Consider the following 13,781-nt stretch of genomic DNA (forward strand, 5'->3'; position numbering starts at 1 on the left):
CACGCCGCCGCCGCGCTCAGAAGCGCCCGTGGCGGCCCGCGCCGGCCACGAAGCGCGCCGCTCCGGCGGCACCTTCGGCCGCCACGATGGGCACGCCGTCGCGGCCCTCGCGGCGCAGTGCCTCGGCCAGCGGCAGGTCCCACTGCGCGTAGGCGCTGGCGCGGTCGGCCAGCATGCACTGCTGCGGGAAGGCGGCGATCTGCCGCGCCAGCGCCTCGGCCTCGGCGCGGGCCCGGCCGCGCGGCACCACGCGGTTGACCAGCCCCATGGCCAGCGCCTCGTCCGCGGACACCGGCCGGCCGGTCAGGATCAGGTCCAGCGCCCGCCCCATGCCGACCAGGCGCGGCAGCCGCACCGTGCCGCCGTCGATCAGCGGCACGCCCCAGCGCCGGCAGAAGACGCCGAGCACTGCGTCCTCCTCGGCCACGCGCAGGTCGGCCAGCAGCGCCAGCTCCAGCCCGCCCGCCACCGCATGGCCGGCGATGGCGGCGACCAGCGGCTTGGCGAGCGCCATGCGCGTCGGCCCCATCGGGCCGCTGCCGCCGCCTTCCGGGTCCAGCTCGTTGCGGCGCGCCGGATCGCCCACCGCGCCCAGGTCGGCGCCGGCGCAGAAGCTGCCGTGCTCGCCCCACAGCACCGCCACGCGCAGGCTGTCGTCGGCCTCGAAGCGCTCGAAGGCCCGGCGCAGCAGCGCGGCGGTGGGGCCGTCCACCGCGTTGCGGCAGTGCGGGCGGCTCAGGACGATGGTGGCGACGGGGCCGTTCGTCTCGGTGCGGACGGCGGGGGTGGCGTCAGGTGCGGCGGTGTCCATCGCGCCAGCTTACAGGCGCCTTCACGGCAGTGTCGCGGCCAGGGCTGCCGCCAGCGTCATCCCCGCCAGGCCGATGGTGATGCGGATGCCGTAGCGTGCCCCGCCGCTGGTGAAGGCCACCAGCGACTTGGCCGCCGCGCTCGCCGCCAGCAGCCCGACCACGGCCCAGCGCGCCAGCCGTTCGTCGAGCACGCCGTCGCGGTACAGGCTGGCCACGCCGGCCGCGGCCGACTGCAGCTCGGCCAGCGCCGCCAGCAGCGTCGCGGCCAGGGCGCCGCCCGGGCCGAGCCACTGGCCCAGCAGCTTCGAGCCCACCATCACCGCGGTGATGGTCGCGGCGAAGCCGAGCGCGTGGCCGATGCGGAACATGCGCGTCTCGGCGGTGGGCGGTGCGGCCTCGGTCTGCTGCCCGCGGCGCAGGCCGAAGGCCGAGCCCAGCAGCAGCACGAGGCCGGCGGCCAGCAGGATCCAGCGCACGCCGGGCAGCAGGCCCGGTGCCACCGCCAGCAGGATCGGCACGAACAGGCTCAGCGAGGCCAGGTTGGCCAGCATCGCCGCGCCGATGGCCGAGGGCAGCAGCGCCGGCTGCTGCTGCGCCTGCCTGCCGAAGCCGGCGGTGGCGGCGGTCGAGGAGACGTAGCCGGAGAAGAAGCCCGCCGCCAGCAGGCCCCAGCGCGTGCCCACCAGCCGCAGCGCGACGTGGCCCAGCGCGCTGATCGCCATCACCAGCACCGCCAGCGTCCAGACGGTGGCCGGGTTCAGCAGGCCCCACGGGTCGACGGTGCGGTCGGGCAGCAGCGGCAGCACGATCAGCGCGAAGGCCAGCAGCATCAGGCCGTCGGCAAGTTCGCGGTTGCTGATCAGCTCGCGGCTGAAGCGGTGCAGGTGCGGCTTGGCGAAGACGAGGATCGCCACCAGCACCGCCAGCGCGCCCGCGATGGCCGGCTGCCGCAGCGCCAGTCCGCCGAGCAGGCAGCTCGACACCAGTGCCAGCTCCGAGGTCACGCCCAGGTCGGTCTGGCTGGTGCGCCAGTAGCCCAGCGCGACGAAGACGCCGGTCAGCAGCACGGCGGCGGTGAACACCGGCAGGCCCAGCCACAGCGACACCACGCCCATCAGCGCGGCCAGCGTGTGCGAGCGCAGGCCGCCGGCGATGCTCGGGTCCTCGCCCTTGCGGCGCTCGTAGACCAGGCCGATCAGCAGCCCCGTGCCCAGGGCGGTGGACAGCGAAACCAGCGAGAGCGCGTCGGTGGAGGGCGGCATCGGCGGGCAGAAAGGCAGTTCGGGCGTCTCCAAAAGAAAAGAGCCCTCGCAGGGCTCTTTTCCAAGGGTGCCGAAGTGTGCCGGATCAGACGCGCTTGCGGTACTCGCCGGTGCGGGTGTCGATCTCGATCCTGTCGCCCTGGTCCACGAACAGCGGCACGTTCACCTCGAAGCCGGTGGCGATCTTGGCGGGCTTGAGCACCTTGCCCGAGGTATCGCCCTTGACGGCCGGCTCGGTCCAGGTGATCTCGCGCTCGACGCTGGTGGGCAGTTCCACCGAGATGGCCTTGCCGTCGTAGAACACCACCTCGACGGCCATGCCGTCTTCCAGGTAGTGCAGGGCGTCGCCCATGTTCTCGGCCTCGACCTCGTACTGGTTGTACTCGGTGTCCATGAAGACGTACATCGGGTCGGCGAAATAGGAGTAGGTGCACTCCTTCTTGTCCAGCACGATCTGGTCCATCTTGTCGTCGGCCTTGAAGACGACTTCGGTGCCCATGTTGTTGAGCAGGGCCTTGAGCTTCATGCGCACGGTGGCGCTGTTGCGGCCGCCGCGGCTGTATTCGGTCTTGAGCACGACCATCGGGTCCTTGCCGTGCATGATCACGTTGCCGGCGCGGATTTCTTGAGCGATTTTCATGAGTGAAGGTCCTTGCGAGGACGTTGGGCCGCTCGGCGCGGCAGGCTGCCCGAAAGAGATGTGACGGTGCGCTGCCAACCCGCGGCGGGTGGGGCGAAAAGGCCGGCGGCCCCGGCGGGCCGGGCTGCCTTTCTTCGCAAAGCCCGCTATTTTACCCCGGCCCCGACGAAGCGCCGCAACTGGGTGAGGAGGTCGTCCTGCGCCAGCAGCCGGGCGCGCGCGGACTGCACGGCCTGGCGCCAGTCGGCAAGCGCCCCGTCCGCCGGCGCCGCGGCCTGTGCCGGGGGCGCGCCCGCGCCGTTCCAGGCCAGGTGCAGGGCGCGCAGCGAGGGCGGCGCCTGCATCCAGTCCAGCCAGGCCGCGAGCTTGGCGTGGTGCGCGTCGTCGTCCTGCGGGTAGATGTGCCAGACCAGCGGCGCGCCGGCCCAGAGGGCCCGTACCAGCGAGTCCTCGCCGCGCACGAAGTTCAGCTCGCAGCTCCACAGCAGGTGGTCGTAGTCGGGCTGGGCCAGCCAGGGCAGCTCGCTCACGCGCAGCCGCCCGGCGCCGGCCGCCAGCGCGGGCAGGGCGCGTACCGCCGCCGCGGCGCGGCCGGGCGTGACCAGCAGGTGCGTCGGCCCGCTGCCGCCGGCCATGCCGGCCAGCACCGCCTCCAGCGCGGGCGGCTCGTAGCAGAAGAGCGAGACGAGGCGCTCGCCCGGGCGCCAGTCGATGCGCTGCGCCTGCAGCCACGCGCCGCGGTCGAACGCGGCCTGGCGCGCGGCCAGGTCCGGCTCGCGCAGCAGCCCGCCCGTGCCGGACGTGAAGCCGGGGTAGAAGAACCACTTGGTCAGCCCGGCGCCCGGCCCGCGGAACACCGGCGAGGGCAGGGTGTGCAGCCGCTCGACGTGCGGCTCGGCGGAGAGGTATTCCAGGTTGATCCAGGCGCGCGGATGCGTGGCGCCCGGCCCGGCCGCGAAGCGCTCGGCCAGTGCGGGCGAAGGGTTGCAGCCGAAGGCCTCGACCAGCACGTCGGGTGCCGGTGCGGCCAGAGCGGCCTCTTCGGCGGCGGGGTCCGACCAGTCGACGAACTCCACGCCCGCGCGATCCGGCGCCATCCAGGCGAGCGCCGCGCCGTCGTCGACCCACAGCCGCGGCGCCTCGCCCGCCTCGGCGAGCTGGCGCGCGAGACGCCAGCACACGCCCAGGTCGCCGTGGTTGTCGATGACTCGGCAGAAGATGTCCCAGCGCATGCGGCGATTGTCGGCGCGCCACAATAGCCGCCATGTCGCAAGCGCATTCCGAACAACTGCTGGCCGAGGTGGCGGCGCTGCCCTCGATGCCGGGGGTGTACCGCTACTTCGACGCGGCGGGCGGCGTGCTCTACGTGGGCAAGGCGCGCAACCTCAAGAAGCGCGTCTCGAGCTACTTCCAGAAGAACCACGCCGGCACCCGCATCGGCCACATGGTGGGCAAGATCGCGCGCATGGAGACGACGGTGGTGCGCTCCGAGGCCGAGGCGCTGCTGCTGGAGAACAACCTCATCAAGACGCTCAAGCCGCGCTACAACATCCTGTTCCGCGACGACAAGAGCTACCCCTACCTCAAGATCGCCAGCCACGCCTTCCCGCGGCTGGCCTACTACCGCGGCGCGACCGACCGCAAGCACCGCTACTTCGGCCCTTATCCGAGCGCCTGGGCGGTCAAGGACACCATCCAGCTGCTGCAGAAGGTGTTCCGCATCCGCACCTGCGAGGACACGGTGTACGCCAACCGCACGCGGCCCTGCCTGCTCTACCAGATCAAGCGCTGCAGCGCGCCCTGCGTGGGCCACATCTCGGCCGAGGCCTACGCGGGCGACGTGTCCGACGCCGAGGCCTTCCTGCGCGGCGACACGCAGCAGGTGCTGTCGGAGCTGGAGGCGCGCATGATGGCGCACGCCGAGAAGCTCGAATTCGAGCAGGCGGCCGAGCTGCGCAACCGCATGTCGGCGCTGTCGAAGGTGCTGCACCAGCAGTCGGTGGAGATCGCCTCCGACAAGGACGTGGACATCCTGGCCGTGAAGGTGCACGGCGGCAAGGCCTGCGTGAACCTGGCGATGGTGCGCGGCGGCCGGCACCTGGGCGACCGCGCGTACTTCCCGGCGCACGTGGAGGACGCGGCGCTGGTGGCGCAGGCCGAGGGCGCCGACGAGGCCGGCGCGCCGGCGGACGGCGCGCTGGCCGAATCCGTCGAGCGCCAGGTGCTCGAGGCCTTCCTCGCGCAGCACTACATCGACGCGCCCGCGCCGCCCACGCTGGTGCTGGGCGAGGTGGTGGGCCGCGAGCTGATCGAGGCGCTGGCGCAGCAGGGCGGCGCGCGCATCACCGCCGTCTTCCAGCCGCGCGCGCAGCGGCGCCTGTGGCTGGAGATGGCACAGAAGAACGCCGACATCCAGCTCGCCCGCCTGCTGGCCGAGGAGGGCTCGCAGCAGGCGCGCACGCGCGCGCTGGTCGATGCGCTGGAACTCGCGCCCGACGACCTGGACGGCTTCCGCATCGAGTGCTTCGACATCTCGCACACGGCGGGCGAGGCGACGCAGGCCTCGTGCGTTGTCTTCGAGCACCACGCGATGCAGAACCGCGAGTACCGCCGCTACAACATCGACGGCATCACGCCCGGCGACGACTACGCCGCCATGCGGCAGGTGCTGCACCGCCGCTACGGCAAGATCGCCGAGGCCATGGCCTCCGAGGCCGACGCGCCCACGCCGGGCGACGGCGGCGGCGCCGATGCGAAGCCCGGCACGCTGGCCGCGCGCATGCCCGACCTGGTGCTGGTCGACGGCGGCAAGGGGCAGGTGAGCATGGCGCGCGAGGTCTTCACCGAGCTGGGCCTGCCGCTGGCGCTGATCGCCGGCGTCGAAAAGGGCGAGGGCCGCAAGGTGGGGCTGGAGGAACTGGTCTTCGCCGACGGCCGCGACAAGGTGTACCTGGGCCGCGACTCGGCTGCGCTGATGCTGGTGGCGCAGATCCGCGACGAGGCGCACCGCTTCGCCATCACCGGCATGCGCGCCAAGCGGGCCAAGGTGCGCGTGGGCGGCAGCCAGCTGGAGGACATCCCCGGCATCGGCCCCAAGCGCCGTGCACGCCTGCTGCAGCGCTTCGGCGGCATCCGCGGCGTGGCGGCGGCCAGCGTGGAGGACATCGCCTCGGTCGACGGCATCGCCATCGATCTGGCCGAAGAGATCTACCGCGCATTGCATTGACCCCGGCGGCCGGCGCCGCCGCGGCCGCATGACACAATCCCCGCCATGTTCTGGACGCTCCCCACCATCATGACCTGGACGCGCATCGTCGCGATTCCTCTGATCGTCGGGGTGTTCTACCTGCCGCTGGCCGAGCCGGTGCGCAACCTCATCGCGACGGTGATGTTCATCGTCTTCGCCGCCACCGACTGGCTCGACGGCTTCCTCGCGCGCAAGCTCAACCAGACCTCCGCCTTCGGCGCCTTCCTCGACCCGGTGGCCGACAAGTTCCTGGTCTGCGCCTCGCTGCTGGTGCTGGTGCACCTGAACCGCTGCGACGTGTTCGTGGCCCTCATCATCATCGGCCGCGAGATCGCCATCTCCGCCCTGCGCGAGTGGATGGCGACCATCGGTGCGGGCAAGAGCGTGGCGGTGCACATGATCGGCAAGGTCAAGACCACGGTGCAGATGGTGGCCATTCCCTTCCTGCTGTTCGACGGCCGGCTGTTCGGCCTGATCGACACCGGCCTCTGGGGCCAGTGGCTGATCTGGCTCTCGGCGGTGCTCACCGTCTGGTCGATGGTGTATTACCTGCAAAAGGCCATTCCCGAGATCCGGGCGCGGGCGCGATGAGCCCCGGCCGCGGGGCGCAGGCCGACGGCTGGCTGCGCGCCATGCCGGTGGTCTTCGTGCTGATCTGGAGCACCGGCTTCATCGTGGCGCGCTACGCGATGCCGCACGCGCCGCCGCTCAAGTACCTCGCCGTGCGCTACGCGCTGTCGGCCGTGGCGCTGTGCCTCTGGGCGCGGGCCGGCGCGGCGGCGTGGCCGCGCTCGCGCACGCAGGCCATGCACCTGGCCATCACCGGCGTGCTGATGCAGGCCGGCTACCTGGGCGGCGTGTGGGCCGCCGTCAAGGCGGGCATGGGCTCGGGGCTGGTGGCGCTGCTGGTCGGCATCCAGCCGGTGCTCACCGCGCTGTGGCTCGCAATGCACGGCGGCCGCGTCACGGCACGCCAGTGGGTGGGCCTGCTGCTGGGCTTCGCGGGGCTGGCGCTGGTCGTGTGGCGCAAGCTGGGGCAGGGCGGCGAGGTGAACGCGCTGACCATGTCGCTGGCCGTGCTGGCGCTGCTGTCCATCACCGTCGGCACGCTCTACCAGAAGCGCTTCGTCGCGCCCTGCGACGTGCGTACCGCCAGCGCGGTGCAGCAGATCGCCGCGCTGGCCGTCACCCTGCCGCTGGCGCTGTGGCTGGAGGCTCAGCCGATCGTCTGGAACGCGGAGTCGATCGGCGCCATGGCCTGGTCGGTGCTGGCCCTCACGCTGGGCGGCAACTCGCTGCTGTACCTGCTGATCCAGCGCGGCACGGCCACGGCGGTGACCAGCCTGCTGTACCTGGTGCCGCCCTGCACGGCGGTGATGGCGTGGCTGCTCTTTGGCGAGCCGATCACCGCGCTGACGGTGGCCGGCATCGCGCTCACGGCCGTCGGCGTGGGGCTGGTCGTGCGGCAGCGCTGACGCCGTTCATCCGGCCCGGCCGGACTTCCACGGCTCGGCGCGGAAGCGCTCGGCCAGCGCATCGACCAGCAGGCGCACGCGGCGCGGCGTCTTCGGCTGCCAGGGCGCGATCCAGAGGATGTCGGCGTCGGTCATCGCGTGGCGCGGCAGCACGCGCACCAGGCGGCCCTCGGCGATCAGCGGGGCCACGTCCCACAGGCTGCGCAGCATCAGTCCGTGGCCGGCCAGGCACCAGTCGCGCACCAGTTCGCCGGAATTGCTGGCCAGCGGGCCGTCGACGCGCACGCGGTGCAGCGTGCCGTCGCGCTCGTGGCGCAGCGCCCAGTGTGCGGGGGCCTGCGCCGGCCGGCCGGCCTCCTCGTGCTCCCGCACGCGCAGGCAGGCATGGCGCGTCAGCGACTCGGGCGTGTCGGGCGTGCCGTGCGCCTTCAGGTACGACGGCGCCGCGACCACCACGCGCTGGTTGCGCGCCAGCCGGCGGGTGGTCCAGTCGGCCGCGTGGCGCGACTGCACGGACCACAGCCACACGGCCCCGTCGAAGCCCTCGGCCGCCAGTTCGGGCAGCCGCTCGGTCAGCGTCAGCTCGATGCGCAACTGGGGATGCGCCTGCTGGAACTGCGCCAGCGCCGGCCCCACCCAGCGCCGGCCGAAGCCCAGCGTGGCGGCCAGGCGCAGCGTGCCGGCCAGGCCCTGCTGGCGCTCGCGCAGCTCGGCCTCCAGTGCGGCGAAGCCGTCGAGCAGGCCGCGTGCGTGGGTGCACACGGCCTCGCCCTCGCGCGTGAGCGCCAGGCGTCGCGTGGTGCGCTCGAAGAGGCGCTGGCCCAGCCGCGATTCGAGCGCCGCCAGCCGCTTGGTGACGACCGAGGGCGCCAGGCCGAGCGCCTGCGCCGCCGCGGCGAGGCTGCCGCCGTCGCGCACGGCGAGCACCAGTTCGAGGTCCGGTCGGTCCAAGGAATTCATTCCAATTAGGAAAGAGTTGATTCGGGTATTGTTTCTTGATAGAGCCCGGGGCGCAACGCACAATGACGCCGTGCTGGACGACTTCACTCCCTTCGACCTCGTGCGCGACGGCATGCGCGTGCACGGCCGCATCGGCGGGCAGGGCGCGCCCCTGCTGCTGCTGCACGGCCATCCGCAGACGCACGTGATCTGGCACCGGGTGGCGTCGCGGCTGGCCGGGCGCTTCACGCTGGTGCTGCTGGATCTGCGCGGCTACGGCGACTCGGGCCGCCCCGAGGCCGATGCGCAGCACCTCGCCTACAGCAAGCGCGAGATGGCGCTGGACGCGCTCGCCGCGATGCGCCACCACGGCTTCGAGCGCTTCGGCGTGCTGGCGCACGACCGTGGTGCGCGTGTGGCCCACCGGCTGGCGGCGGATCATCCCGGGGCGGTGTCGCGCCTGTTGCTGCTCGACATCGCGCCCACGCTGGCAATGTACGAAGGCACCACCGAGGCCTTCGCACGCGCCTACTGGCACTGGTTCTTCCTTGTCCAGCCGCCGCCGCTGCCCGAGGCGCTGATCGAGGCCGACCCGGTGCGCTACGTGCGCAGCGTGATGGGCGGCCGGCATGCGGGGCTGGCGCCCTTCGCGCCCGCGGCGCTGGCAGAGTACGAGCGCTGCATGGCGCTGCCCGGCGCCGCGCGCGGCGTGTGCGAGGACTACCGCGCCAGCGCCGGTATCGACCTCGACCACGACCGCGAGGACGTCGCCGCCGGCCGCCTGCTCGCGCAGCCGCTGCGCGTGCTGTGGGGCGCGCACGGCGTGGTCGGCCGCTGCTTCGACGTGCTCGCCCTGTGGCGCGAGCGCGCACGCCAGGTGAGCGGCGGGGCGCTGCCCTGCGGCCACTACATTCCGGAGGAGGCGCCCGACGCGCTGGCCTCCGAGGCCCTTTCATTCTTCAACGAGGACGAGACACCATGAGCAGCAAGAAGCGCATCGCCGTGATCGCCGGCGACGGCATCGGCAAGGAGACCATGCCCGAGGGCCTGCGCGTCGTCGACGCGGCGGCCCGCAAGTTCGGCGTCGACCTGGCCTTCGACCACTTCGATTTCTCCAGTTGGGACTACTGCGAGAAGCACGGCAAGATGCTGCCCGACGACTGGAAGGCGCAGATCGGCGGCCACGACGCCATCTTCTTCGGTGCCGTCGGCTGGCCAGAGAAGATCCCCGACCACGTCTCGCTGTGGGGCTCGCTGCTGCTGTTCCGCCGCGAGTTCGACCAGTACATCAACCTGCGTCCCGCGCGCCTGATGCCGGGCATCACCGCGCCCGTGGTGCGCCGCGACGGCAGCCCGCGCGAGCCCGGCGAGATCGACATGTACATCGTGCGCGAGAACACCGAGGGCGAGTACTCCAGCATCGGCGGGCGCATGTACGAAGGCACGCCGCGCGAGATCGTGGTGCAGGAGACCGTGATGTCGCGCCACGGCGTGGACCGCGTACTGAAGTTCGCATTCGACCTGGCGCAGTCGCGCCCGAAGAAGCACCTGACCAGCGCCACCAAGAGCAACGGCATCTCCATCACCATGCCCTACTGGGACGAGCGTGTTGCACAGATGGCAAAGACGTATCCCGATGTGAGGCTGGACAAGTTCCATATCGACATCCTGACCGCGCACTTCGTGCAGCGCCCCGACTTCTTCGACGTGGTGGTGGCGAGCAACCTGTTCGGCGACATCCTGTCGGACCTGGGTCCGGCGTGCACCGGCACCATCGGCATCGCGCCCAGCGCCAACCTCAACCCAGAGCGCACCACGCCGTCGCTGTTCGAGCCGGTGCACGGCTCGGCGCCCGACATCGCCGGAAAGGGCATCGCCAACCCCATCGGGCAGATCTGGTGCGGCGCGATGATGCTGGAGTTCCTCGGCCACAAGGACGCGCACGATGCGATCCTCGCGGCGATCGAGAAGGTGCTCACGCCCGGCAGTGGTGCGCCGCGCACGCCCGACATCGGCGGCAGCGCACGCACGCAGGATCTGGGCCGCGCCATCGCCGAGGCGCTTTGAGCGAAGACTTCACGAAAGGCCCCTAGAATCGCGCCCTCGTTGCGCCAGCGGGCCCCCGTCGTATTGACACCCCCTGATGGCGTGGCTTTAATCCCTGTCGGCAGCGCGCTGCCGAGCGTCGGAACTGCCTCCCACCCTCCAATCGTCGTTCCCGGCATCGCCGGTGGGCCGCTTTCGTTCTCCGACGCACCCGATCAACCTTCTTCCGGACAAGGGGTCCTTGTGAACAAGACCGAACTGATTGAGCACATCGCAAAGAACGCCGACATCTCCAAGGCGGCCGCCACCCGGGCGCTGGAGTCCACCATCGGTGCCATCCGCACCACGTTGAAAAAAGGCGGCTCGGTTTCGCTCGTCGGCTTCGGTACCTTCGCGGTGGGCAAGCGCGCCGCGCGCACCGGCCGCAACCCGCGCACCGGCACGGCCATTAAAATCAAGGCCGCCAAGATCCCGAAGTTCCGTCCCGGCAAGGCGCTGAAAGACGCGTTGAACTGACGCGCCGAACCGATGGGAAACCGACGGTGGGGTGCTTAGCTCAGTTGGTAGAGCGGCGCCCTTACAAGGCGTAGGTCGGCGGTTCGAGACCGTCAGCACCCACCACCCGAAGAAAAGGCGAACGACGGTTCGCCTTTTTTCTTGGCTTCGTCGTTCACGGCGCTGCGGCGCGCTGCCAGAGAAAGTGTCCAGGCATGTTTGAAACCTTCCGCAAGCACAACAAGATCCTGATGTTCTTCTTGTTCTTGCTGATCATCCCGTCCTTCGTGCTGTTCGGCGTCGAGGGCTACACCGAGTTCACCCGCGGCAGCGACAAGGTCGCGGTGGTCGACGGGCACCCGATCACCCGGCCCGACTGGGAGGCCCAGCACCGCAACGACGCCGACCGCCTGCGCCAGCAGATGCCGTCGGCCGATCCGTCGCTGCTGGATTCTCCGGCCGCGCGCTACGCCACGCTGGAGCGCATGGTGCGCGATCGCGTGCTGGTCGCCGCCGCGAACAGCGAGCACCTGGTGGTGCCGGACGACCGGCTCGCGCGCATGTTCGCCGAGGACCCGGCCCTGTCCGCCTTCCGCGATGCCGAGGGCAAGTTCGACCGTCAGCGCTTCATGCAGGCCACGCGCATGACGCCGGAGCAGTACGAGGCCGCGGTGCGCGCGGACCTGTCGCGCCAGCAGGTGCTGGCCGGCGTGACCTCGACGGCGCTGGTGAGCCAGACCCAGGCGGACGTGCTGCTCGACGCGGTCTACGCCGGCCGCGAAATCCAGGTCGCCCGCTTCGAGCCCGCGCAGTTCGCCGCGAAGGTCACGGTCAACGATGCCGACCTGGAGACGTACTACAAGGAACATGCGGCGCAATTCCAGGCGCCCGAGCAGGCCAGCATCGAGTACATCGTGCTCGACCTGGATGCAGCCAAGCGCGCGGTGAGCGTCAGCGAGGCCGACCTGAAGAGCTACTACGAGCAGAACCAGTCGCGCTTCGGCGCGCCGGAAGAGCGGCGCGCCAGCCACATCCTCATCACCGCGCCGCAGGACGCGCCCGCGGCCGAGCGCGAGAAGGCTAAGGGAAAGGCCGAGCAGCTGCTGGCGGAAGTGCGCAAGAACCCCGCGGGCTTCGCCGATCTGGCGAAAAAGAACTCGCAGGACCCGGGCTCGGCGGAGAAGGGCGGCCAGCTCGACTTCGTCGCGCGCGGCGCGATGGTCAAGCCCTTCGAGGACGCGATGTTCGCGATGAAGAAGGGCGACGTGAGCGATGTCGTGGAGTCCGAGTTCGGTTACCACATCATCCGCCTGGACGACATCAAGCCGGCCGAGGTGCCGCCCTTCGAGCAGGTCAAGGCACGCATCGAGGACGAAGTGCGTGCTCAGCAGGCGACGCAGGAGTTCGCCAAGCAGGCCGAGACGCTGAGCGACCTCGTCTACCAGCAGCCCGAAAGCCTCCAGGCTGCAGCCGATCAGCTCAAGCTGCCCATCCAGAAGGCTGAAGGCGTCACGCGCACGCCCGCTGCCGGCGCCAAGGGGCCGCTGGCCAGCCGCAACTTCCTTGCGGCCCTGTTCGCGCCGGAATCGCTGCAGCGCAAGCAGAACACCGAGGCGATCGAGGTCGGCACCAACCAGCTTGCCGCAGGGCGTGTGCTCCAGTACGCCGCGGCACGCACGCTGCCGCTGGAAGAAGTGAAGTCGCAGGTGCGCGAGCGCCTGGTGAACGAGCGGGCAGCGGCGCTGGCGAAGGCGGAAGGCGAGGCCAAGCTCAAGGCGTGGCAGGCGAACGCGGCCGGCGCCAGCCTGGGTGCGGCGACGACCGTGTCCCGCGGCGCGGCATCGACGCAGCCGGCCGCGCTGATCGAGGCCGCACTGCGTGCCGACGCCGCCAAGCTGCCGGCCTGGGTGGGCGTCGACCTGGGCGCCCAGGGCTATGCCGTCGTGAAGGTGAACAAGGGCGTGGCCCGGCCCGCGCCGACGGACGAGCAGAAGCTGCAGGAGCGCACCCAGCTTGCGCAGGCGGTGGCCGGCGCCGAGGCGCAGGCCTACTACGAGCTGCTCAAGGAGCGGCTGAAGGTGAAGATCCTGGTTCCGGCGCCGACCGAACAGGCCGAGCCCACGGGATCCTGACCGTTTTCACAGTACAATTGCAGATTCTCCGGTGGCTGTAGCTCAGTTGGTAGAGTCCCAGATTGTGATTCTGGTCGTCGTGGGTTCGAGTCCCATCAGCCACCCCAGTTGATTTCTCCAAGAGGCGTGCCCCTGGCGCCTTTTTTGCTCATCAGGCAACCCTGTTTTTCTCACCGGAAAACAGGGTTTTTTGTTGTCCGTCGTTTTACCGGCAGGCCATTGCGATGTGCGTTTTGCACAACGCAAACCGATGCGCTCGGGGCCGATCTATTGGAAGAAACCGGATAATTGCTTGAAGCCCCGCGCATCTTTCCAATTAGAATGCGCGGCGTTTTCAGTGGAAGGAGTTATCCAATGGCCATCACGCTCGCCGAAATCAATTCCCAGATCCAGGAGCACGACAGCAAGATCGCACAATTGCGCAAGCAGGCGGAAGAACTGCGTGGACAAGAACGTGCCGGTGTGATCGAGGAGGTCCGGCGCAAGATCGCAGAGTACGGTATCACGGCGTCCGATTTGCGGCTCACGGCCGGACGCGGCGCCGGCAAGCGCAGCGTGTCGGCGGCGCCGGCCAAGCAGGCAGCCAAATACCGCAGCCCCACCGGCGAGACCTGGTCCGGAGGCAGGGGGCGCAAGCCGCGCTGGGTGGTCGAGGCATTGGCTGCCGGCAAATCGCTGGCCGATTTCGAGATCAAGTAAGGCCTGCCTCGAAGGCCCGCAAAAAACAAAGCCC

13 protein-coding genes and 2 tRNA genes are annotated in these 13,781 nt (G+C 70.6%); 10 read left to right on the forward strand and 5 right to left on the reverse strand.

Translation table 11 applies throughout. The features are described from left to right. Positions 1 to 16: 16 nt before the first annotated feature. From Q392_RS15220 to earP, 4 genes are all read right to left on the reverse strand, one after another. Complete coding sequence (locus tag Q392_RS15220; protein WP_038209384.1) at positions 17 to 811, reverse strand: crotonase/enoyl-CoA hydratase family protein; 795 nt, start codon at positions 809 to 811, stop codon at positions 17 to 19. Positions 812 to 832: 21 nt separating this feature from the next. After that, entirely contained in the window at positions 833 to 2,074 is a 1,242-nt protein-coding gene (locus Q392_RS15225; RefSeq protein WP_157008015.1) for an MgtC/SapB family protein, read from the reverse strand. 85 nt (positions 2,075 to 2,159) lie between these two features. Continuing rightward, positions 2,160 to 2,714 (reverse strand): elongation factor P, encoded by a 555-nt coding sequence (efp, locus tag Q392_RS15230; protein WP_038209387.1) that lies wholly within the window; start codon positions 2,712 to 2,714, stop codon positions 2,160 to 2,162. Between the two features lie 146 nt (positions 2,715 to 2,860). Further along, positions 2,861 to 3,946 (reverse strand): elongation factor P maturation arginine rhamnosyltransferase EarP, encoded by a 1,086-nt coding sequence (gene earP / locus Q392_RS15235; RefSeq protein ID WP_038209513.1) that lies wholly within the window; start codon positions 3,944 to 3,946, stop codon positions 2,861 to 2,863. 32 nt (positions 3,947 to 3,978) lie between these two features. On the opposite strand from earP, the gene uvrC reads away from it, so the two are divergent. The 3 genes from uvrC to Q392_RS15250 are packed head-to-tail and all read left to right on the forward strand — an operon-like array spanning position 3,979 to position 7,436. Then, positions 3,979 to 5,940 (forward strand): excinuclease ABC subunit UvrC, encoded by a 1,962-nt coding sequence (gene uvrC, locus Q392_RS15240; RefSeq protein ID WP_038209390.1) that lies wholly within the window; start codon positions 3,979 to 3,981, stop codon positions 5,938 to 5,940. A 45-nt stretch (positions 5,941 to 5,985) separates the two neighbouring features. Further along, positions 5,986 to 6,552: a CDP-diacylglycerol--glycerol-3-phosphate 3-phosphatidyltransferase gene (gene pgsA / locus Q392_RS15245; protein ID WP_038209392.1), complete on the forward strand. Its 567-nt coding sequence runs from the start codon at positions 5,986 to 5,988 to the stop codon at positions 6,550 to 6,552. Further along, positions 6,549 to 7,436 (forward strand): DMT family transporter, encoded by an 888-nt coding sequence (locus Q392_RS15250; RefSeq protein WP_038209394.1) that lies wholly within the window; start codon positions 6,549 to 6,551, stop codon positions 7,434 to 7,436. The genes pgsA and Q392_RS15250 overlap by 4 nt, the downstream gene beginning before the upstream one ends. Before the next feature lie 6 nt (positions 7,437 to 7,442). On the opposite strand, the gene Q392_RS15255 is transcribed toward Q392_RS15250, so the two are convergent. After that, positions 7,443 to 8,387 carry a LysR substrate-binding domain-containing protein gene (locus Q392_RS15255; RefSeq protein WP_245610724.1) on the reverse strand — a complete coding sequence of 315 codons (945 nt, stop codon included), beginning with the start codon at positions 8,385 to 8,387 and terminating at the stop codon, positions 7,443 to 7,445. 121 nt (positions 8,388 to 8,508) lie between these two features. Here Q392_RS15255 and Q392_RS15260 point away from each other — a divergent pair, with 121 nt between their 5' ends. The 7 genes from Q392_RS15260 to Q392_RS15290 all read left to right on the forward strand — a co-directional run bounded on the left by Q392_RS15260 (position 8,509) and on the right by Q392_RS15290 (position 13,747). Continuing rightward, on the forward strand, positions 8,509 to 9,357 hold the full coding sequence (locus Q392_RS15260) for an alpha/beta fold hydrolase (protein WP_051953521.1): 849 nt from the start codon (positions 8,509 to 8,511) through the stop codon (positions 9,355 to 9,357). After that, positions 9,354 to 10,442, forward strand: coding sequence for a tartrate dehydrogenase (locus tag Q392_RS15265; RefSeq protein WP_038209403.1), 1,089 nt, complete (start codon positions 9,354 to 9,356; stop codon positions 10,440 to 10,442). The genes Q392_RS15260 and Q392_RS15265 overlap by 4 nt, the downstream gene beginning before the upstream one ends. Positions 10,443 to 10,664: 222 nt before the next feature. Further along, a complete protein-coding gene (locus tag Q392_RS15270; RefSeq protein WP_038209407.1) occupies positions 10,665 to 10,937 on the forward strand; it encodes an HU family DNA-binding protein in 273 nt (90 codons plus the stop codon). 29 nt (positions 10,938 to 10,966) lie between these two features. Then, positions 10,967 to 11,042 (forward strand) — tRNA-Val (locus Q392_RS15275). Positions 11,043 to 11,131: 89 nt separating this feature from the next. Beyond that, positions 11,132 to 13,048 (forward strand): SurA N-terminal domain-containing protein, encoded by a 1,917-nt coding sequence (locus Q392_RS15280; RefSeq protein WP_038209408.1) that lies wholly within the window; start codon positions 11,132 to 11,134, stop codon positions 13,046 to 13,048. A gap of 31 nt (positions 13,049 to 13,079) precedes the next feature. Continuing rightward, a tRNA-His gene (locus Q392_RS15285) sits at positions 13,080 to 13,155 on the forward strand. 247 nt (positions 13,156 to 13,402) lie between these two features. Continuing rightward, a complete protein-coding gene (locus Q392_RS15290; protein ID WP_038209409.1) occupies positions 13,403 to 13,747 on the forward strand; it encodes an H-NS histone family protein in 345 nt (114 codons plus the stop codon). Positions 13,748 to 13,781: the final 34 nt, after the last annotated feature.

Source organism: Xenophilus azovorans DSM 13620 (genome assembly GCF_000745855.1).
Classification (GTDB): domain Bacteria; phylum Pseudomonadota; class Gammaproteobacteria; order Burkholderiales; family Burkholderiaceae_C; genus Xenophilus; species Xenophilus azovorans.

What these genes read in the sequence shown, in the direction of transcription:
- Q392_RS15220 (WP_038209384.1), bottom strand. Translation starts at nt 811, where the DNA reads ATGGACACCGCCGCACCTGACGCCACCCCCGCCGTCCGCACCGAGACG.
- Q392_RS15225 (WP_157008015.1), bottom strand. Translation starts at nt 2,074, where the DNA reads ATGCCGCCCTCCACCGACGCGCTCTCGCTGGTTTCGCTGTCCACCGCC.
- efp (WP_038209387.1), bottom strand. Translation starts at nt 2,714, where the DNA reads ATGAAAATCGCTCAAGAAATCCGCGCCGGCAACGTGATCATGCACGGC.
- earP (WP_038209513.1), bottom strand. Translation starts at nt 3,946, where the DNA reads ATGCGCTGGGACATCTTCTGCCGAGTCATCGACAACCACGGCGACCTG.
- uvrC (WP_038209390.1), top strand. Translation starts at nt 3,979, where the DNA reads ATGTCGCAAGCGCATTCCGAACAACTGCTGGCCGAGGTGGCGGCGCTG.
- pgsA (WP_038209392.1), top strand. Translation starts at nt 5,986, where the DNA reads ATGTTCTGGACGCTCCCCACCATCATGACCTGGACGCGCATCGTCGCG.
- Q392_RS15250 (WP_038209394.1), top strand. Translation starts at nt 6,549, where the DNA reads ATGAGCCCCGGCCGCGGGGCGCAGGCCGACGGCTGGCTGCGCGCCATG.
- Q392_RS15260 (WP_051953521.1), top strand. Translation starts at nt 8,509, where the DNA reads ATGCGCGTGCACGGCCGCATCGGCGGGCAGGGCGCGCCCCTGCTGCTG.
- Q392_RS15265 (WP_038209403.1), top strand. Translation starts at nt 9,354, where the DNA reads ATGAGCAGCAAGAAGCGCATCGCCGTGATCGCCGGCGACGGCATCGGC.
- Q392_RS15280 (WP_038209408.1), top strand. Translation starts at nt 11,132, where the DNA reads ATGTTTGAAACCTTCCGCAAGCACAACAAGATCCTGATGTTCTTCTTG.
- Q392_RS15290 (WP_038209409.1), top strand. Translation starts at nt 13,403, where the DNA reads ATGGCCATCACGCTCGCCGAAATCAATTCCCAGATCCAGGAGCACGAC.